Annotated in this window: 25 protein-coding genes and 1 tRNA gene; 22 read left to right on the forward strand and 4 right to left on the reverse strand. The window is 60.5% G+C overall.

Annotated features, from left to right (window positions below; genetic code table 11):
* Positions 1–664 precede the first annotated feature (664 nt).
* On the reverse strand, positions 665–1,099 hold the full coding sequence (locus M3484_RS23940; protein ID WP_502942433.1) for a DUF6538 domain-containing protein: 435 nt from the start codon (positions 1,097–1,099) through the stop codon (positions 665–667).
* Positions 1,100–1,221: 122 nt separating this feature from the next.
* Here M3484_RS23940 and M3484_RS04855 point away from each other — a divergent pair, with 122 nt between their 5' ends.
* Positions 1,222–1,377 (forward strand): hypothetical protein, encoded by a 156-nt coding sequence (locus M3484_RS04855; protein WP_249495974.1) that lies wholly within the window; start codon positions 1,222–1,224, stop codon positions 1,375–1,377.
* 211 nt (positions 1,378–1,588) lie between these two features.
* Here the strand turns inward: M3484_RS04855 and M3484_RS04860 are convergent.
* From M3484_RS04860 to M3484_RS04870, 3 genes are all read right to left on the reverse strand, one after another.
* Positions 1,589–1,678: transfer RNA gene (locus M3484_RS04860), tRNA-Ser, on the reverse strand.
* Between the two features lie 1,070 nt (positions 1,679–2,748).
* A complete protein-coding gene (locus M3484_RS04865; RefSeq protein WP_349306260.1) occupies positions 2,749–3,144 on the reverse strand; it encodes a YbjQ family protein in 396 nt (131 codons plus the stop codon).
* A gap of 181 nt (positions 3,145–3,325) precedes the next feature.
* Complete coding sequence (locus M3484_RS04870) at positions 3,326–3,793, reverse strand: S24 family peptidase (protein WP_249495975.1); 468 nt, start codon at positions 3,791–3,793, stop codon at positions 3,326–3,328.
* A 580-nt stretch (positions 3,794–4,373) separates the two neighbouring features.
* On the opposite strand from M3484_RS04870, the gene M3484_RS04875 reads away from it, so the two are divergent.
* The 21 genes from M3484_RS04875 (at position 4,374) to M3484_RS04975 (ending at position 16,071) form a co-directional block, all read left to right on the forward strand.
* Entirely contained in the window at positions 4,374–4,646 is a 273-nt protein-coding gene (locus M3484_RS04875) for a hypothetical protein (protein WP_249495976.1), read from the forward strand.
* A 1-nt stretch (position 4,647) separates the two neighbouring features.
* On the forward strand, positions 4,648–4,980 hold the full coding sequence (locus M3484_RS04880) for a hypothetical protein (protein ID WP_249495977.1): 333 nt from the start codon (positions 4,648–4,650) through the stop codon (positions 4,978–4,980).
* 20 nt (positions 4,981–5,000) lie between these two features.
* Positions 5,001–5,837, forward strand: coding sequence for a ParB/RepB/Spo0J family partition protein (locus M3484_RS04885; protein ID WP_249495978.1), 837 nt, complete (start codon positions 5,001–5,003; stop codon positions 5,835–5,837).
* Positions 5,834–7,966, forward strand: a complete 2,133-nt coding sequence (locus tag M3484_RS04890; protein WP_249495979.1) for a transposase domain-containing protein — start codon at positions 5,834–5,836, stop codon at positions 7,964–7,966. The genes M3484_RS04885 and M3484_RS04890 overlap by 4 nt, the downstream gene beginning before the upstream one ends.
* 54 nt (positions 7,967–8,020) lie before the next feature.
* Positions 8,021–8,779, forward strand: coding sequence for an AAA family ATPase (locus M3484_RS04895; RefSeq protein ID WP_249495980.1), 759 nt, complete (start codon positions 8,021–8,023; stop codon positions 8,777–8,779).
* A gap of 8 nt (positions 8,780–8,787) precedes the next feature.
* Positions 8,788–9,369 carry a helix-turn-helix domain-containing protein gene (locus M3484_RS04900; protein WP_249495981.1) on the forward strand — a complete coding sequence of 194 codons (582 nt, stop codon included), beginning with the start codon at positions 8,788–8,790 and terminating at the stop codon, positions 9,367–9,369.
* Positions 9,366–9,740, forward strand: a complete 375-nt coding sequence (locus M3484_RS04905; RefSeq protein WP_249495982.1) for a hypothetical protein — start codon at positions 9,366–9,368, stop codon at positions 9,738–9,740. Before M3484_RS04900 ends, M3484_RS04905 begins: the two co-directional genes overlap by 4 nt.
* Positions 9,737–10,180 carry a hypothetical protein gene (locus M3484_RS04910; RefSeq protein ID WP_249495983.1) on the forward strand — a complete coding sequence of 148 codons (444 nt, stop codon included), beginning with the start codon at positions 9,737–9,739 and terminating at the stop codon, positions 10,178–10,180. Before M3484_RS04905 ends, M3484_RS04910 begins: the two co-directional genes overlap by 4 nt.
* Positions 10,110–10,823, forward strand: coding sequence for a DUF3164 family protein (locus tag M3484_RS04915; protein ID WP_249495984.1), 714 nt, complete (start codon positions 10,110–10,112; stop codon positions 10,821–10,823). Before M3484_RS04910 ends, M3484_RS04915 begins: the two co-directional genes overlap by 71 nt.
* A gap of 7 nt (positions 10,824–10,830) precedes the next feature.
* Positions 10,831–11,316: a hypothetical protein gene (locus tag M3484_RS04920; RefSeq protein WP_249495985.1), complete on the forward strand. Its 486-nt coding sequence runs from the start codon at positions 10,831–10,833 to the stop codon at positions 11,314–11,316.
* Between the two features lie 232 nt (positions 11,317–11,548).
* Entirely contained in the window at positions 11,549–11,908 is a 360-nt protein-coding gene (locus M3484_RS04925; protein WP_249495986.1) for a hypothetical protein, read from the forward strand.
* Entirely contained in the window at positions 11,895–12,365 is a 471-nt protein-coding gene (locus tag M3484_RS04930; RefSeq protein ID WP_249495987.1) for a regulatory protein GemA, read from the forward strand. The genes M3484_RS04925 and M3484_RS04930 overlap by 14 nt, the downstream gene beginning before the upstream one ends.
* Positions 12,362–12,934 (forward strand): MT-A70 family methyltransferase, encoded by a 573-nt coding sequence (locus tag M3484_RS04935; RefSeq protein WP_249495988.1) that lies wholly within the window; start codon positions 12,362–12,364, stop codon positions 12,932–12,934. Before M3484_RS04930 ends, M3484_RS04935 begins: the two co-directional genes overlap by 4 nt.
* Positions 12,931–13,329, forward strand: coding sequence for a hypothetical protein (locus tag M3484_RS04940; RefSeq protein ID WP_249495989.1), 399 nt, complete (start codon positions 12,931–12,933; stop codon positions 13,327–13,329). The genes M3484_RS04935 and M3484_RS04940 overlap by 4 nt, the downstream gene beginning before the upstream one ends.
* A 92-nt stretch (positions 13,330–13,421) precedes the next feature.
* Positions 13,422–14,054, forward strand: a complete 633-nt coding sequence (locus M3484_RS04945) for an NlpC/P60 family protein (protein ID WP_249495990.1) — start codon at positions 13,422–13,424, stop codon at positions 14,052–14,054.
* A 2-nt stretch (positions 14,055–14,056) separates the two neighbouring features.
* Positions 14,057–14,452 (forward strand): hypothetical protein, encoded by a 396-nt coding sequence (locus tag M3484_RS04950; protein WP_249495991.1) that lies wholly within the window; start codon positions 14,057–14,059, stop codon positions 14,450–14,452.
* Positions 14,452–14,808 (forward strand): DUF2730 family protein, encoded by a 357-nt coding sequence (locus M3484_RS04955; protein ID WP_249495992.1) that lies wholly within the window; start codon positions 14,452–14,454, stop codon positions 14,806–14,808. The genes M3484_RS04950 and M3484_RS04955 overlap by 1 nt, the downstream gene beginning before the upstream one ends.
* The gene (locus M3484_RS04960; RefSeq protein ID WP_249495993.1) at positions 14,805–15,110 is read left to right on the forward strand and encodes a VpaChn25_0724 family phage protein; all 306 of its coding nucleotides are present in this window, start codon (positions 14,805–14,807) and stop codon (positions 15,108–15,110) included. Before M3484_RS04955 ends, M3484_RS04960 begins: the two co-directional genes overlap by 4 nt.
* A gap of 1 nt (position 15,111) precedes the next feature.
* Positions 15,112–15,651, forward strand: coding sequence for a phage protein Gp27 family protein (locus M3484_RS04965; RefSeq protein ID WP_249495994.1), 540 nt, complete (start codon positions 15,112–15,114; stop codon positions 15,649–15,651).
* Positions 15,651–15,890, forward strand: a complete 240-nt coding sequence (locus M3484_RS04970; RefSeq protein ID WP_249495995.1) for a glutaredoxin family protein — start codon at positions 15,651–15,653, stop codon at positions 15,888–15,890. The genes M3484_RS04965 and M3484_RS04970 overlap by 1 nt, the downstream gene beginning before the upstream one ends.
* Positions 15,877–16,071: a hypothetical protein gene (locus M3484_RS04975; RefSeq protein WP_249495996.1), complete on the forward strand. Its 195-nt coding sequence runs from the start codon at positions 15,877–15,879 to the stop codon at positions 16,069–16,071. Before M3484_RS04970 ends, M3484_RS04975 begins: the two co-directional genes overlap by 14 nt.
* Positions 16,072–16,080 lie beyond the last annotated feature (9 nt).

The raw sequence follows: 16,080 nt of genomic DNA on the forward strand, positions 1-16,080 counted from the left end.
AGGACAGTCTTTTTCGCGGCTGCCCACGCCAGGAAAGGCAGGCCGGGCCCTGCGGGATCTGTAAATTCATCTTTGCAAACCAGCCCCGACTACAGATCAAAGTAAAGAATAGCTGCCATAAACCGCCCCTTCCCCTGCAGCTAATGGGGGTTGGACGGGGGGGTATACCCCCGTTCGCAGTGGTATGGGCAAGCGCTTCTCTAAAGCGTTCCAATTGGTCGTACTGGGACATTCAACTCCTCCTTGAGCGCAGAGGAGCAGGTCCATTGTGCCCTCGTATAACGTATTCAGGACCGGGGCACAGGGAAGGAAAATGCGGACATTTCTATAATATATTTAACTTTTACAATGAATTAACTGACATCGGGACAAATTTTGGAAGCGGCGGCGACAGGCGAGCAACAACACATGTCTCGCATTGCCGGTCTTCTGGTCGAAAGTCTTGGCCCAGGACGGAGTCGTTCGGCGCAAAACCCGTCCCGGTGATCGCGACTATGCGGTCGCCAAGCGCAATCCGTGCGAGAGGCCTGCGACAGGTGCAGGTTGCTTGGGGTCCGCCACTTCTCCCGGCGGCAAAGGCAGATCATCCGCTGTGATCCCGACGAACATAGCATCACGAGGCGCTTGCGGCTCTCCCGTCAGTTCGGCCACAAGATGCTGCGCGCTATCTATTCTGGCGCGCAGGACGCCCCTGCAGGCGTGGTGCAGTGCATCCAGCCGGGACGTTGAGGCGCTGACTGGGATGTCCTCCAGCAGCTCTCTGGCCTCGTCCTGAATGGCTGCGGAGCTGTTCCCGGTATCCTTTAACACGCTCTGACAGGCCCACAGCCTCGGCATAGATATCGAAGACCGGGTCGCCGGGGTAGATCGTCGCAATTTCCTCATTGCGGTTCAGGCAAGTCTGAAAATAGCGCCGGAGATGATCGTTGATCTGCTCAATCGTGGTCTTCGTCATCCGCTCCAGCCCCAGAAAGTACCTGTCGAGCGTGATCGAGAGCGCCCGGCATTTCTGGGTCGCAGCGTAACGGCAGCCAGTCCGCAACGACAAGGAGAGTTCGCTGCGCCCAACTCGGGCAATGAGGCGGCGCGGAACGCTCATGCGGATGACGTGTGACGTGTGACGTGTGACGTGTGACGTGTGACGTGTGACGTGTGACGTGTGACGTGTGACGCTTCCTCGTCTGGACCCGGACAGGCGTCAACGCCGCAACCAACGCAGAGATGGAAGCGCGTTACCTGAAAGAGTTCGGCCCGCGCTTCGTCAACATCCGGGCCATTCTGTCATCGCTCTGGGCTTTTCAGGTTTCGGGGCTGACCCCAACCCAGGAAGACCTCGACGCAATAGCGGTCGGTTCGGTGCCTCCGAAGGGGCATTAAGGCCGGGCCTGCTGCTGCTGCAACTTTGCGTGTCACGCCCTGCAAACTTCGTTGTCAGCTATCAGCGGAAGTAGAAGACCGCTCCGCGTCTGACGAGTCGTGATGTGGTGCCCATCCTTGGCCCCCGCTGTAGCAGTGTGCTGTAGCAGGAACAAGTTCGACCAGATTTTCCTTGAAAATAACGTTGGCGTTCAATGCTTTGAAGGCCAAGTGGCGGAGACGAAGGGATTCGAACCCTCGAGACCCTTCCGGGCCTGCACCCTTAGCAGGGGTGTGCCTTCGACCACTCGGCCACATCTCCACCGCCTCGTATATTGAGCGAAGGCCGGATAAACAAGGGCTTTTTCACCGGGCCAAAGTCATGCGGGCATCACCTCTGTACGGCAAGAATTTTCCGGCTGTTCAGCGAGGGGATCGCCAATATGTCGCGGCCACACCTGCGAAAAGCACAATTTCTGGTGATACCCTGCGCCTGTTCACGCAAGGCCACGGAAGATCGCAGTGAGCCGGTTGGGGGCACCGCGAACAATGTCATCTGGGGCACGATAGCTCCGAGGATGCTAAATCAGGGGCGCCAGACCTGGAAAGGCAATAGCATTGAGAAGCCTTTCAACCCAGGACTGGTGAACGGGCCGTTGTTCGCTCTGGGGGCCATACCCGGCTACAGCGGGTCAGGAACCCGAGCCACCAGAGGCCGGGACTGAACACCTGAGTGAATGCCTCCGTTACGAGATGGAAATGGTTCCCTTCGAGTTTCTTGCCGGATATCCGCCTGTCATCCAGCGTATAGCAACAGACAGGTCGCGCGGCTGGGAGTAGTGCTTCACTTGCGAAGTGCTGCGTCACCTGAAGCCACTTGTCGCGAAATGGAAATTCTTCTTCGTGAGCCCCGCCGACATCTCCGATCAGTGCGAAGCCGCTGCAGACCGATACGTCGGCCATAAAGAGCAAAGGCAGCGCCTTTTTTCCGCCGAACTGGTCCGCTGCGGGTTTGCGTGTCGCGCCTCGCAAACTTCGTTGTCAGTGACGTGTGACACCTATTCTTTCAGGAACCCGGAACAGACCGGATGAAACCGGAAGAACCCGGACAGGCCAACGAAATCAGGGGTTTGGATCGGCTGACAGGCGGAAATGACGCCGAGGGCACCTGTCATGCAGGAACGCCCAAAATGGCCGTTTAAGGGGCCTTGAAAGCCGGAAGGCCGGCAGGTGGGGTCCGACTGAGTTGCGGCTCAATATAGCGCAGAATCAGGTAGATACGACGCTTCTGGCGCGCGATAGACCGAGATCGACAGGAGCGGAACCTACAAATTTCCCCGTAAGTTAGCCGCGCCTGTTGTATGTTCCTCAAAGTACTTAGAATTCAGTCACTTACATTTTGTAGCTGTCGGGATGCGTTGACGGCGAACCTACAACGGATTCTTGCCCACTAGCCGCCTTGCTGAGGGTCACTGCAGTGCCACTGGCAACCAGGAAGAGCATGCTTTTTCCACCGCCGCTGATCTCTGAGTAGTCCAAGTCGATCCCGACAACAGCGTCTGCTCCCAGCGCATGCGCTTCAAGCTTCAGTTCCTCAAGCGCTGTCTTTCGTGCATCCCGAAGGCCTTTCTGCATCGTCCCGCTTCGCCCCCCGAAGGTGTCCCGAAATGCGGATGCGATGTCTTTGAACAGGTGCATACCGATGACTACCTCGGCGGTCACAATCTCCAGGCGCTGATCAACTGGGAGATTGTGAGCGGTCTCGGTCGTCAGGATAATGCGTGCCATTGCGTCTGCGTGAGATTGGGCAGCGGCTGCCAGCTCAAGCTCTCGTTGCGCGGCCTGCGCTGCGGCTTGGTCCCTAGAGGCCTGATCCTCGGCAGCGCGGATACAAGAAATGCAGGTATCGCCCTGCATTTTTACAGACTGCACGAAGCTCCCGCAACGGGCGCATGTAACGGTTCCCATCTCAAAATTCCCTATTGGTATGTCCCCACCACATCACTTTGCCTATGATGCTGATGGTTTCAATTTTCGCAAACTGTGGCCCGTAATCTGGGTTGTCGGATATAAGCAGCAGCTCAGTATCTGACGCCCTATCGATACGCTTTACACGCGCATGGCCATCTTCGATGAACGCAAAGATCGAACCGCGCTGGCTCTTTCCATCCATTTTTCGCACTGGAAGCGAGCTTTTGCTTTGGTCGATCAGAACAAGATCGCCGGACCATATGCACGGTTGCATGCTGTCTCCTTCTGCCCTGGCCAGAATGGCCGAAGAAGGGGGAACTCCTATTTTCCTCAGCCAATCTTTGCGGAATGCCAAGTAGTCGACGAGTTGCTCTGACGAATTTGCAAACCCTCCTCCCGCCGACAGGCTTACGGCGTGTAGCGGAACATGAGCAAAGTCATCGTGCAAGGCTTCCGTTTTTCGCATCGCTGGAGCGCCGCTTGGTCCATCCAGGGTGATCTCTAGCCCTAGCACCTCACAGAGCCGCTGTAGCTTCTCGAAGGTAGGCGACGATCCTCTGCGTATGTTCTGCAACGCCGACCCGTCTGCCTGCCCAAATGCACGCCGACCAACCTCGGCCTGAGAGAGGCCTAGTTCTGCCCGTCGGGCATCCAGAAGTGCAAATAGTGCGCTCGTTTCGATCATTATGCAAAAATACACAAAATGCGTCAGCCCGCACAAGCCGGGTAAATTTACAACGGACTGTTTCCAAATCTCTGCATATTTACCTTGCAACGCCTCTGTAACTTTGCATAGAGTGCGTTATGGATACGCAACACCTACTCACCCTCGCGCAAACCTATGCCGCTCATATTGAGCGGGGCCTGCACACGGTCGCTGGCAGGGTCGGCGTACACGGACGATTTTTCACAAGACTGGCTGAAGACGGGGAGTGCCGTCTCAGCGCCTACAAGCAGGTCTTCAGTTGGTTTGACGAAAACTGGCCTGCGGACCTAGCCTGGCCTCAGGACATTCCCCGCCCATCCCCCCAGAAACCGGAGGCTGCATGATGCCGCTGCTGTACCGCCTGCGCCGCAGTGTGGCGCTGTTCGTCTGCCCGGAGTTGAGCGCCGAGTCGCGCCTCAAGGCAACGCTGGCTGAGGCGCGCAAGATGCGCGCCCCGGAGCAACTGCTTATTCACCCGGCGCCAAGGCTGTCGATGTGGCAGCGGATCTCGGCATCGCTGAAGCGGTTCGAGGAAAGCCCTGAGGGCGATTTCTTCGGCATGGCCGTGCTGTTCATCTTGCTTGTCCTGATCCTCTGCATCGGAGGGCGCTGACATGAAGAATGGATATGGCGCTTACCACCGGCATGACGGCCCTCGGGTGATCAATGGCAGGAAAGGCGGCAGCTACGAGGTTCTCGGCCTCTCCAAGCTCTCGCCCTTGTTCCGCAACCGGCCCGAGGCTGAGAAATGGATGCGGGCGGAAATCGCACGCCTGCCAAAAGATCAGCAGCCTGTTGATCGACCCTGCATGTGCTGTGGGGCGACATTTGAAAGCCAGCATATCGGCAACCGCCTTTGCGGGATCTGCCGTCACCGCGGTGACGGAGGCTCCATGGCGATTGCAGCAAATTCCACCGGAAAGGTCCGTCGCGCCGCAAGGGCATGACGGAAGCGCAGGGACAAGAAGTGACACAACCGACCCTCATGCAACAGAGCCGCGCTCAGATCGCTGACATCATCGTCGGGGATCGGTTGCGCCCGGTATCGGAAGCCGGCGTTGAAAGCCTGATCGCCTCGATCAAAGAGACCGGCGTCATGAAGGACGCCATCCACATCCGCAAAAAGAAGGATGGCAAACTGGTCCTGATCGCGGGCGGTCACAGGCTGGAGGCAGCCAGTCGCCTTGGATGGGAAGAGATCGAGGCGAAGATCTGGACCGACGTGACCGACGACTGGGCGCGGCTGATGGAGGTTGATGACAACCTTGCCGGTGCCGAGATGAACGCGCTCGACACGGCAATTTTTCTGGCTGAGCGCAAGCGGCTTTACGAGAAGCTGCACCCGGAAACTCGCGCGGGCGTGGCTGGTGCGGCTGCGCGGTGGGATGCAACGGAACCCGGTTCCGTTGCATTCGTGACCGCCACCGCAGAGAAGTTCGGCCTTTCAGACCGGCAGATCCGTAAGATTGTCGCGGCTGGCTCTTCACTGAGCCGGGATGAAGTTCGCGATCTGCGCGCGGCTAAGGCTCCGGTAACGCTGAAGGATCTGACGGAAATCTCCCGGATTTCCGAGGATCATGAGCGGTCGATGGTTGTGATGAAGCTGACGGGCGGCAAAGCGAAGAACGCCGCAGACGCCCGCAAGCAGATCGAGGCGGAAGAGGGCCGCGCCCCGACCGTCGATCCGAAGAAGAAAAGCGAAGATGAATTCCGCGCTCTTGCTGGCGCATGGAAGCGCGCGGGCGCAGTCGCCCGCCGCCGCTTCCGCACGGAAGTCCTCGGCTTGGAGGGTGATGCGGAATGACGCTTCAGCTACCTGTAAAGGAATGGTGGTCGGCTCGTGAAATTGCGGAGGCAGGCCTTCCAGACCTGCCGAACACGCAGCAAGGTGTCGAGGCCGAGGTTAAGCGCGATGGCTGGCGAGGCCATCCCGCCCATGCCCGCAAGCGCGAGGGGCGCGGCGGTGGCTGGGAGTATAGCTGGCGCCTGTTTCCGTCCTCGGCGCAGCGCAAGCTCATCATGCAGGCCAATGCGCCTGAGGAACCGAAGTCGCGCCCGGATCGGGACGAGGCGTGGTCTTGGTTTGATAGCCGCCCCGAGCATGTGAAGGAAAAAGCCAAGGCCTGCCTTCGTATTCTGCAGGAGGTCGAGGCGCTGGCCCCGGCGGTCGGCAAGTATCTGGCCGTAGGCATGATCGGCACCCAACGCAAAATCAGCGACCGCACCATCTTTGGCTGGTTTGAGCGCGTTGAGGGCGTTCGCCACGATGATCGGCTTCCTTATCTCGCTGATCGTCGCGGTTCGACGGCTGCAAAAACCACGAAAGCTGCCGCCACTGGTGTGTTTTGCGACACCCTCAAGGCTCTCTACATGCGCGTCGAAGGCCCGGATTTCCGGCCCGCCTGGCGTGACGCTGTTAAGATTTGCCGCGAGATCGGTGAGGAATGGCTGGAATACCGCACCGCCCTACGGTGGTATCAGGCCAATGTCCGGCGCACGGATGATATTTTCGCGCGCCAGGGCGTTGCTGGCCTGCGCTCCATGTTTCCGCCGCAGATCCGTGACCGCAGCACCATGACCGCGATGGAAATGGTCACCGCCGACTGCCACAAGGTCGATGTTTTCGTCTGGTGGCCGGGCATCCAGAAGCCGGTGCGCGTCCAGTTGATCGCGTTTCAGGACGTCTACTCCGGCAAGATCTTGTCGTGGTCCATTGACCTGAACCCGAACAAAGTCGCGACGATGCAGACCTTTATGAAGGTTCTGCGCGACTACGGCATTCCCGGTCATTGCCTCTTCGACAACGGCATGGAGTTCGCCAATAAGGATATGACCGGCGGCGCGAAGCACCGTTTCCGCTTTAAGCTGTCTGAGGAAGAGCCGGTCGGGATTCTTGGCATGCTCGGGATCGGCATGACCTTCGCCACCCCAGGACACGGTCAGGCAAAGCCTATTGAGCGCAGCTTCGGCGACCTTGCCGAGGATCTGGCGAAAGATATCCGCTTCGCGGGTGCCTATGTCGGAAACCGGCCTGACGCGAAGCCAGAGAACTACATGTCTCGGGCCATCGACCTTGGATACTTCATCGAGGTGACCGAGGAGCGGATCAACGAGCATAACGCCCGCGAGGGCCGCAGGTCTCATACCGCGCGCGGTCGCAGTTTCGATGAAACCTTCGCCGACAGCTATCAGCGCACCCCGATCCGCAAGGCGACCGAAGAGCAGACCCGGCTTTGCCTGATGGCAATGTATGTGCGTCCGCTCAACAAAAAGAATGGCCAGATCACGCTCTACAAGAATTTCTACTGGTCGGAATGGATGAACGAGCGGGCTGGCCAGACCGTCACCGCGCGCTTCAATCCCGAGGATCTGCATGAAGGGGCCTACATCTACGCGATGGACGGCCAGTATCTCGGTTTCGCCGAGTGCCGCCAAAAGACCGGCTTCCGCGATATCGCCTCGGCCAAGGCACTGGCCCGCGAAAACAGCCGTCGCCTCAAAGAGGCCCGCAAGCGGCTGGCCGAGCTGCTGCCGGTCAAGGGTACTCAGGTCGCAGCTCAGCTCGACGCCCTGCCGAAACAGGAGGCCTCGCTGCCCGAAGCGGTGGTTGTCCAGCTCGACCGGCTCAGCCAGCTCGAAAGCCAGAAGAAGCGTGGCGGTCTGATCCAGCCCGCTTTGCCGGCACCGGACACCTCGCGCGACGATGAGCTGACCGTTTTGCAGGTGGACTTCGCCGCCGCCCGGCAAGACCCGAAGCGCGAAAATCCAGACGTTACCCGCTTCTGGCGGCTCCTGGACATCGAGACCCGCATGAAGGCTTGCGAGGACATCCCGGCAGCAGATGTCGAGTTCTGGGGGCGTTTGCACATGCACCCGACCTGGCTGGCGCAGAGGGAAATTTACGACCGCTACGGCGCTCAGGCCATCGGATGAAAATACCGCCGGGGGCGGTGGGGCCCCACGGCGGCGTAACGAGCAGAGGAGACTATGATGTTGGACGGAACGGAGAAAATCAGCCTGGTCAAAAACGTCGCGCCATTGCGCAACGTGATGTTGCTGGGGGCACTGATCCGCGCGGTTGCCAGCCGCGATGAGGGCATGCCCGGAATGGCTTGCTTCCACGGGTTTTCCGGCTACGGCAAGACGCAGGCGGCGCTCTACAACACCCAGGCCACCAATGCCTGCTGGGTCGAGGTGAAGTCCTGCTGGACCCGCAAGACGCTGGTGGAGAAAATCTGTCTCGGCCTGCGTATTCCTTCGGGCCGCAATGTTGCCGAAACGGTTGAGATCATCGGCGAAGAGCTGGTGAAATCCGGCAAGCCACTGCTGCTGGATGAGGCGCATATCCTCTGCACCGACAGCATGATGAAGCTGGTCCATGACATTTACGAAAGCTCGCACGGAGCCTCGATCATTCTGATCGGCGAGGAGCTACTTCCGCAAATGCTCACGAAATGGGAGCGGATTCACAACCGGATGCTGGACTGGGTTCCCGCTCAGCCTGCCGATCTTCGTGAGGTCGGGGTACTGGCGGGCCTGAAATGTCCCGAACTGAGCCTCTCGAAGGAAGTATTGCACCACGTCCTGACGGTTTCGCAGGCGGTGGCGCGGCGCATCGTTTCAAACCTCGCAAAGGTCAAGGACTATGCCCGTGACGAAGGCAAGACCGACATCGAGGCGAAGGACATCTCCAGCATCCGATGGATGGCCGGTACCGCGCCTTCGCCCCGAGGGCTGCTCGGATGAGCGCGCGCATGAAACCCGTTATCGGGCGCCGCCCCGCCGATCAGGCCTCTGACGGTCGGCAGGCCATGTGGCTCGCCATGAAAAAGACGCCGGACACGATCATTGTCACTGAGCTGGTGAAAGCCACTCGGCTCAATCGCTCGACCGTGACCCGCTATCTCAAGGCGCTGACCGAGGCGGGCCACCTGGAGCATCACGAGGCCCCAGCGGGCATGCCAGCCACTTGGAAGCTGATAAAGGACACCGGGCATCATGCGCCCCGCGTCCGCGCCGATGGCAGCAAGGTGACGAATGGCGAAATCACCAGCCAGCTTTGGACTGCGATGATCGGGCTTAAGGATTTCGATTTCCGCGATCTGATGCAGAACGCCTCCATTGAAATCCCTGAGGCGACCGCAAAGGACTACTGCAAGAGGCTCTTGTCGGCGGGCTATCTGCGGGTGTTGCGGAAGGCCGACCCGGCATTGGCGCGCATCGCACGTTATCGGCTGATCCGCCCCTCCGGCCCGCTTGCGCCTCAGGTTCAGCGTATCCGTCAGGTCTATGACCCAAACACCCGCACCGCATATCCGGTGGAGGGCGCACTGTGACTGATATCAGCCGTGTCGAAACCGCCCGTGCATGCTGGGGCGATACCATGCCGGACTATGTCGAGGTGCTGGCCCAGGAGTGCGACCGCAGCACCCAGAGCGCGGTGGCAAAGCGCCTGAACCGCTCGGCCACCCTCGTCTCGAATGTCCTGCGCAACAAATACACTGGCGACATGGCTGCGGTCGAGGATGTGGTGCGCGGCGTGTTCATGGGGCGCTCTGTGACCTGCCCGGCACTTGGCAGCATTTCCACCGCCGCCTGCCGAGACTGGCGCGCCAAGGGCAAGAGCTTTTCCAACGAAAACAGCGAGCGCGTCAGGATGTTCAAGGCCTGCCGCAACTGCCCGCTCGCGAAGAAGGAAGCCGCATGATGCTCTCCAACCTCCATCGCCTCATGCAGATCTATGCCGATATTGCTGCGATCCCGGTGGCCGATCTGACCGGCTATGCCATGACGCCGGAAATCAGCAAGGGCCGGAACGAGGCGATCTGGGCGGTCAACCAGTTCAACGGGGGGCCGCTTGCCGATCTTGGTCGAGTTTTCGGCGGGCGTTCGGTCAAGGTGATCGATAGTGCACTCGACGCGGTCACCATCCGCATAACCGACGATCAGGCCTATGCAGAGCGGCTGCGCCGGATGCTCGCCGCGATGCGTGAGGCTCTGTCGCCGGCACCGGTCCTGTCTGACAGCACCCGGCTGACCGCTGCGGCGGGCGTCCTGGCAGACCGCAATCTCTCCGATGCCGATGCGCGCCTCGCCGCGCTCCAGCTTCTCCGACCGGGCGCCACGCCCGGCGATACAACTATCTGATCTGAAGGAACTCAGTATGACCTCCGAAATCAAAACTTGGACGGACCCGCAGGGGCGCATCGTTCCCGATCACCTCGTCACCGATGCCGACCGCATGAAGCACGATCTGGCCCTCAGCCTCGCCGAGGACGCGAATCGTGTTCAGGAGGTTATCCGGGCGTTCAAGAAGCGCGCGTTCGAGGAAATGTATGCCGCAAAGGATCTGATCTTCGGGAAATACGGCGCGAAGGTCGGCGGCAAGAAGGGCGGCTTCGGCTTTCGCAGCTATGACGGCTCGGTCGAGGTCAGGATCGATGTCTCAGGTATCCTGAAATTCGGCACGGAGCTGCAGGCCGCGAAGGTGCTGATCGACGAATGCATCGCTTCCTGGGCCGAGGGTGCCGATCCGAACATCATCGTTCTGATCAACGACGCATTCCAGGTGAACAAGGCCGGGCGGATCGATACCCGCCGCGTCCTCGGCCTGCGCCGCCTGCCGATCAAGGATGCCGAGGGCAACCCGGACGAACGCTGGGCGCGCGCCATGGATGCGATCAGTGACGCGGTGATTGACGACGAAACCGCGACCTATTTCCGCGCCCATCGCCGCAACGAGGCGACCGGGCAGATGGAACATATCAACCTCGACTTCAGCTCGCTGTGAGGGTGCCATGGTGAATGTGAATTTTCTCAACTCGGAACATGCCCGCGCACTGGATGGCGAGCGGCTGACCGCTGCGGAAAGCCTGATCGGATCGGTCTTTGATACCGAGAAGTTAGCGCCGATCTTCCAGTCGCTTGGCAACGAGGCCGGGATCGACGGCATCGACATGTGGCGCTGCTTCGTGCCGGGGTATCCTGAACTCGGTGCAATGCCGCATATCTCTGTGCGGACGCTTTCTGACGCCAACGTCAATCTGCGCGCGTCGGCGGGGGAGGATGCGAGCGATCTGATGCACGATCATTCCTCTTATTTCTGGTTCTCTGACCGCGCCAGCTACCGGGCGGCAGTGCGGATTGCCCGGATGATCTCGAAGGGTGGTCGGCTCGATGGTCCGGTCGAGCCTCGCATCATCAGTGATTGCGATACTGCCTTTGGCGAAGTCGTCTCGATCACGGTGGATCTATCGTCTCATCATCTTGCGGTGTCCGCGTGATGGCTCGCCAGCCCGATCTGTTCGGACCACTCCCGGTGAAACCCCGTCTCGTCCGCGCTCACGCGGTCGATATCGGGCAGGCTCCTGGAATGATGCCCGGCTGGACTACATCGAAGGGCGGGCAGTTTGTCTGCTCGCGTTGCGGTCACGATCTGGGCTGGCGTTTCGACATGCAGGATTCCGCGATCCGGCGCGGTGTGCCGTGCCCGGTTTGCAACCCGGAGGACCGGGCGTGAGTGCGAAATGGCGATGCCGGCTGTTCTGGGGGAACCCGACCACTACCCCTCCGCAGGGGCTGCCGCGCATCGTCCTCGCCGTTCTGACTGACCGCCCCCATCCGATCCCTGCCGAGATTGAGGCGTTTCAGAGGAATAACCTTGACTTTGGCGTCGGTACCGGCTGGGCGATTGGCTGGGAACGGATCGACCAGCGTCCTGTGCGCCGCTGGAGCCAGAAGGCCCGCGCCCGAGTGCGCCAGCGCAACCTGCGCCGCCGTATCGAAAGGAAATTTCCGCTCTTTGCCGAGGATTTTATCGCGGCAGAGCTTGCCGCCCGCCCCAGCTATTACGAGGGTTCCAATGACCGCTGCTAACCTCCGCAAGATGATCCATACCGGCTGCAGGCAGTGCGGGATCGACAATGATGCGCGCCGCGATCTGCAGTTGCTCACCACCGGCAAGGCCAGCATGTCGGATATGTCCGAGGCTGACCTTCTGAAGATGGTCGAGGCCCTGAAACAGCGCGGCTTTAACGCCTCCGGCAACACCTATTATTCGGCCCGTAAAGGCACCTTTAAAGGCCGCGCAAACGTGCAGGCCGGGCGCGCCGATGTGCGCTTTATCCACGTCCTCTGGGGTCAGCTCGGCAAGGCCGGGAAACTGAACAGCCCGGATCGCGCTGGCCTCAACGCCTTCATCCGTTCGCGCTTCGCCTCGAAATGGGATGCGATTCCTCTGGACGTAGACGCGCTCCAGGATGCCGGGCAGATCAATGCCGTGATCCGCGCCCTGAAGGATATGTGCAAGCGCGAGGGGATCGCGCTGAAATGACCATGCTTCAACAGTTCATCGCCCTGCGCCCTGCCGGTGGCTTTGGGCTGATCATGGCCGACCCGCCCTGGAAGAGCGAAATGCGCTCTGACAAAGGGCTGAAGAAAAGCCCGGAGGCGCATTACCCAACGATGCCGCTGGAAGAGATCTGCGCAATGCCAGTGCAGATCCTCGCGGCAAAGCACAGCCTGCTCTGGCTCTGGGCGCGCGGTGCGCAGCTTAAGCATGGAATCGCGGTGCTGGAGGCGTGGGGCTTTTCCCTCAAGACCATGGGCTGGTGGTCGAAAATGACCCCGAAGGGAAAGCAGGCATTTGGCACCGGTTACATCCTTCGCAATGCCGGTGAGCCGTATCTGATCGGCACCCGTGGCTCCCCGAAAACCACCAAGGGCGTTCGCGACACCATCCATGACTTGCGCCGAGAGAACAGCCGGAAGCCTGAGAAGGCCTATGCCGCAGCCGAGAAGCTCATGCCCGGCGCTCAGCGCCTCGATCTGTTTTCTCGTCAGCGGCGCGAGGGCTGGTCCTGCTGGGGCAATGAAGTGGACAAGTTCGGGGTGGCGGCATGAACGCCTGGATTGACGAGCTGGAGCGCGATCTTGGCATGCCAGCCCGCTTGCGGGTGGTCGCCAATACCAGCGGTCAGAGCCGCGAGATCCCGCATCCGGCCTATGCAAGGAAGTCCGCGCTGGCCGCTGAGATTGGTGCCGAGGCGGTAGTCTGGCTGGCGGATCGTTTTGCCGGGCTTAGGATTGACTTTCCCTCGGCCCGTGGTGGCGAAGTCCAGCGCAGGGCCAGCCTCCTGCGCGCGGCGATCCTTGATGCCGGATTGACCAATCCAACGCGCACGGCCAATGATGTCGCCCGTGAGCATGGCGTCACCGCGATGTGGGTCAAGAAGTTGCGCGCGCAGATGCGCGCCGACATGGAAGCCGATCAGCAGCTTTGGCTTCCCGGCATCTGACCCCGAAACTGCATCCCCCGGCCTATCATATATAGTGTGTGGCACTCCGGTCCCTGACCGGGTGTGAGCGCCCGTTAATCGGGTGATTCATTATGTCCAACGCGACAATTCAAACCGGCCTTCGCGACCTCGGTTATCAGCCGGGCGCGGTTGATGGGATCTTTGGCCCCAGAACCAAAGCCGCCGCCGAAGCATGGCTGGCGGCTGGAGGTACGGCTGCTAAAGCGCCGTCGAGTGGTGATCTGCCCTGGATGACTGAGGGCAAGCGCGTTCTCGGTCGGCATGAAGTCCGCGATAACGGCCTGTTGCGGTCCTGGCTCAAATCTGACGGCAAAACTCTTGGTGATCCTGCGAAGCTGCCCTGGTGTGGCGATTTCGTGGAGACCTGCATTCGCCTCGCTCTTCCGGGAGAGCCTTTTCCCGGAAGTCTTGGCCAGAACCCCTATTGGGCGCGGAACTGGCTGGAGCTGGGTCAGAAGACCAACCCCACTTATGGTGCTGTCCTCGTTTTCGAGCGCGGCAGTGGTGGTCATGTGGGTTTCGCGGTTGGCGCTGATCCAGCCTGTTTCCACGTCCTGGGCGGCAATCAGTCCAACGCGGTGACTATCGCGCGCATTGATCGCAAGCGCTTGCTCGGCGCGCGCTGGCCGAAAACATTCGCCGCTTTGCCTCTCAATCTTCCCAGCCTTTCGGCATCGGACTCCATCAGCACCAACGAGGCCTAATAATGTCCTTTGTCCAGGCATTCTTTCTTACACTTCTGCCCCACCTCACCGAAGTTGCCAGCGCGGTCATTGCGATCTTGTTGGCCGGCCTCTTTCGCATCCTGAAAACGCGTTGGGGAATCGAGATCGAGGCCCGCCACCGCGAGGCGCTGCAATCGGCCATGATGACAGGGATCACGGCGGCACTGTCCCGAGGGCTGAAGGCTGATGCCGCCATCGCTGCGGCCATCCAGCATGCTGCAGGCGCGGGCGCGCGTGATGCGGTCGAATTCTTCAATCTCGGCGTTGATGATCTTAAGCGGCTCGCCGAGGCGAAGCTGCACTCTGCCATTCCTCTGTTTGGGATCGACATCGCAGGCCAGCCGGATGAAACCGTTGCGACTGAGGTGCGCCGCTGATGGCTGATCAGTCGTTTCTGGTGCAGGCGCTGCCCCAGCTGACCGCGCTGCTCGCGGTTCTCAATATCGCCAACCTGTTTTTCACATGGTGGCGCACCCGCGACCAGAATGTCGAACTCCGGTTCCGGGATGGTCGCGACCGGATGGATCGCCTCGATCAGCGCCTTGCCAGCACAGAGGCCGCCCTGCGCAGCGCGGCGACGAAGGAAGATATGCACGTCCTTGGCCTCGGGATCTCTGCCTTGACCGGCGAGCTGCGCGAGATGCGCGCCGTGCAATCGGCTGCCGTGGAGACAAACCGGCGTCTCGATATGGGGCTGACCCGCGTCGAGCAATTTCTTCTGGAGCGAAAATGAGCGATTTTAACGCTTTCAACAGCAGGCACCGCCGCATTGCCATCCTGCGCTTTCTCGAAGAAAGCCCCGGCTACACGTCGAATGTGTCGATCCTGACTGATGTGCTGAACAGCAATCATATCGGGATCAGCACCACGCGCGATCAGACCGTTACCGAGCTTAACTGGCTGAGCGAGAATGGCTTTGTCAGCCTCGGCGGTCGGGACGATTTCCGCGTCGCAACCGCCACCTCGCGCGGTGTCGAGGTCGCCATGGGGCGGGCCACGCATCCCGAGATCCAGCGCCCAGGCCCGAGGGCCTGACATGCCGCCACCCCGCAAGATCGATCTTCTGCCACCCGAGTTCCGGCGCGAGCTGCAGGAGGAACTGCGCGAGTCTGGCTTCGCTGACTATGAGGGAATTGCGGAGCGCCTGAATTTCCGTCTGGAGGGGGCCGGGATCGAGCTGCGGATTCAGAAGTCCGCGATCCATGCCTTCGGCTCAGAATACAAGGAGTTTGTCCGCCTGCAGGAACAGTCCTCGGACTGGGCCAAAGAGTGGATGAGCGAAATGGGCATGGAGGATCAGGCCCAGCGTCAGAACGTGCTTTTCCAGATGCTGACCACGCTCGCCTTCAAGGTGATGCAGGCCGAGGTCAATAAATCCGGTGACGATATCAGCCCGCAAAACCTGCATTTCCTTGCCCGGATGATGAAGGACGTCATGTCCTCTTCGGGCATCGTGCAGGCCATGCAGGACAAAGAGAAAAAAGCGCAGGCGGCGAAGCTCGATGCGGCTGTCGATGCTGGCGAGGTGTCCGAGGACTTCCGCCAGAAGGCGCGGGAAATCATGGGGTTTGCATAATGGCGGGCCTCACCGTTTACGGGCGCGCCGGCTGCGTTCAGTGCCAATACACCTGCCGCGAGGCCGAGCGCCTCGGGCTGGAGGTGACCTATGTCGACCTCGATCAGGACATTGCCGCCGCCGCCCGGATGATCAATGCGGGCTATCGCAGTCTGCCCGTGGTCGAGGGTGCAGAGGATACCTGGACGGGCTTTCAGCCTGGCCGCATCCAGCGGGAGGCGGCTCGTGCCAAACAGTGATGAGGCCAAGGGCGCGCTGATCTTCGTCGCCAACGCTCAATACAAAAAGGCGCGCTGGTGGCAGCTCGCCTGCGCCTGGGTCTTCGGACGGCATCAGATCGTCCGTCACCTCGGCAGGGAGGGCCGTGTCAGCTTCTGGCGCGGCAAGCCCTACCTCCTTTCTTTCCGTGAAACCCCCTGAGGAGCATTC

The organism is Pseudomonas sp. GX19020 (assembly GCF_023371075.1).
Lineage (GTDB): Bacteria > Pseudomonadota > Alphaproteobacteria > Rhodobacterales > Rhodobacteraceae > Pseudogemmobacter.